Below are 2,095 nucleotides of genomic sequence, written 5' to 3'. Positions count from 1 at the left end.
TCCTTGACGGCCGCAATTATCCTGTCGCGCAGGCTGTTTTCCATGTTGTTCGAGTCTGCCCACGCTATCGCATAGCTCTTGCCCTGCGTGCTGATGACGACGGCTGCGAGCCCCGCCTGTCCCAGCTCGGGCGAGTCAAGCGACATGCCGGCGTAACCCGCTGCAAACTCGCGCTGCTCCTTGCCCTTCAGGCCGTCAAGGCATCCGGTGGCTGCGGAAAGCAGGTCTGCCCTGTCCGCATCGCCGATGTGCCTGCCCATCGCGTTGTGGCAGTCGATTACCATCAAGTTTTCAAACCCGAGCCGCCGTGCGTGCGCCTCCAGCTCGTCTTTGATATTTTGAGGGACGTCATCCATCCCCTTTGGCGCCAGGGAAAGCATCAAAACCGCGCTCCTGCCAAAAGCCACCGCAGTGGCTGTTGCGTCGCCCTGCCTGCGCTGCACCGGCTCGCTGCACACGCAGCCAGAATCTACAGGTGCCAGGTGGTCGAGGCCGGCGACATAGTGCTCCACTTCTTTGCCTGAGGGGATGTTGAGCGAGTGGTCAGAGACGCTGTGCATCACCAGCACCCTTTTCGCAAATTTCTCGTACAGCACGTACGGCAGGTTGCTTCCCCCCACCATGCCAAAGGGCCCGGGGTGAACGTCAGGCAGCACGATTGCGATCTCTTTTTTTGCATAGAGCCGGAGAACCTTTGTAGACACCCGTTCGCTCTTTGCCTTGGACTCAAAATATGCCTCCATGCCGCCGGTTTTGTTCTCCGTCCACGCAGAGAGGAATGCCTGCAGCAGGCGAAAAGTGCTTGCCACCTGCGGCCTGCCTGCCCTGTCGGCCATGACGGCCCATGCTACTGCAAGCGCGACAAAGAGCGCGCCAAACGATAGCCCCACGGGGTTTGCCAGCATGCCGTAGGACTGTGGCGGGACAAAGGCGAAAAAGAACAGCAGTGGCTGGACCAGGCAGATTGTGACGGCCCTTGCCAACCCGGCGCCAAACACAGAGACAAATATGCCCACCCGGAGGCCGGCGGCAAGCAGCATGCCTGCAACGATGTAATCAGTGCTGGTCTTGCCAAACAGCGCGTTTGCCAGAACGCCCACCAGGACCGTGAGGGCCCACAGCAGGCTTGCAAAGGATGACACGTGAACGACTTTGGTCAGCCTGTTGACAGGCGTCCCGCGCAGCATCACAAAATCGAGAAGGGTCAGGCCGGCGATGGCCGCCAGGCCTGCCGGCAGGTTCACCGCAAGGGCAACGCCGGAAGGCAGGTGAAAGATGTGAGATACCGCGATGACGACTGCGGCGCACGCAAGCGTCATGGCATAAGAAGACCTCATGGTGCCAGGGGTTATCCGCGCAAAAGACCAGCGCCGGTGGATGTTGGATACGTCGTCCTGCTTTTTTTCCGCCAGCATTGGCGCCTTCATCCAGCCGGGAATATTACCCTAATGGCGATAGAGACGCCTATCATGGCGCCGGCTGCCGCCAGCACGTATTCTGGCTTTACCTTGATGCCCTTTGTCTCGTCCTCAAAAAAGCGCAAAAGACCAGCGCTGGAGGCCGGCAGCGGGGCATTCTTTTTCTTGCTGCTCATGGCATAGAGTCAGGTTTCCTTCTATTAAATACATTGCGCTATCAGAGTTTCAACTCTCGCATCTTTTCCAGTATCCGCAGGCACGCCTCCAGGAGCTCGGCTTTTTGCCTCTGAACAGCGGTGTCGCGCTCGTCTCTGAGTTCCTGCGCAAGGGTTGTAACCTTGGCCTCCATGGCAGACGCGGCAGATCCAGAGGTTGCACGCTGCTCGACCTTTGGCGCAGGCGCGCCGGGCTGGACCTCGTTGCCGCAGTTTATGCACGTTATCCTGTCTCCAAACTTTACCTGCACGCCGCCGCATTTTTCGCACTGGTCGCTCACAAGCGTCCCGCCCTTTAGCAGGGCCGACGCGGCGCTTTTTATCCGGGAGCCGTCTTCTGCAGACACGCCACTGTATCGTGCCCACCTGCAAATATCTTCTTCTCTCGCCACAGGCAAGGCTTAATAATAGGAAAGCCGAAAATCGTTTTGATCGAAGGCTGTAATCTGCAAAAAATGCGGC

Annotated in this window: 3 protein-coding genes; all 3 read right to left on the bottom strand. The window is 58.7% G+C overall.

Annotated features, from left to right (window positions below):
- Positions 1–1,415 (bottom strand): DUF2070 family protein (locus ACREAY_RS11520; protein ID WP_431755914.1); only part of this gene is annotated, 1,415 nt, incomplete at its 3' end.
- An 8-nt stretch (positions 1,416–1,423) separates the two neighbouring features.
- On the bottom strand, positions 1,424–1,594 hold the full coding sequence (locus ACREAY_RS11515; protein WP_431755913.1) for a preprotein translocase subunit Sec61beta: 171 nt from the start codon (positions 1,592–1,594) through the stop codon (positions 1,424–1,426).
- Between the two features lie 41 nt (positions 1,595–1,635).
- Positions 1,636–1,980 carry an Sjogren's syndrome/scleroderma autoantigen 1 family protein gene (locus ACREAY_RS11510; RefSeq protein ID WP_431755912.1) on the bottom strand — a complete coding sequence of 115 codons (345 nt, stop codon included), beginning with the start codon at positions 1,978–1,980 and terminating at the stop codon, positions 1,636–1,638.
- Between the last annotated feature and the right edge of the window lie 115 nt (positions 1,981–2,095).

Origin of the sequence: Nitrososphaera sp. (genome assembly GCF_050748925.1) — an archaeon.
GTDB lineage: Archaea > Thermoproteota > Nitrososphaeria > Nitrososphaerales > Nitrososphaeraceae > Nitrososphaera.
The sequence above is the reverse complement of the archived record's forward strand: the minus strand, read 5'-3'. Positions and strand labels throughout refer to the sequence as shown.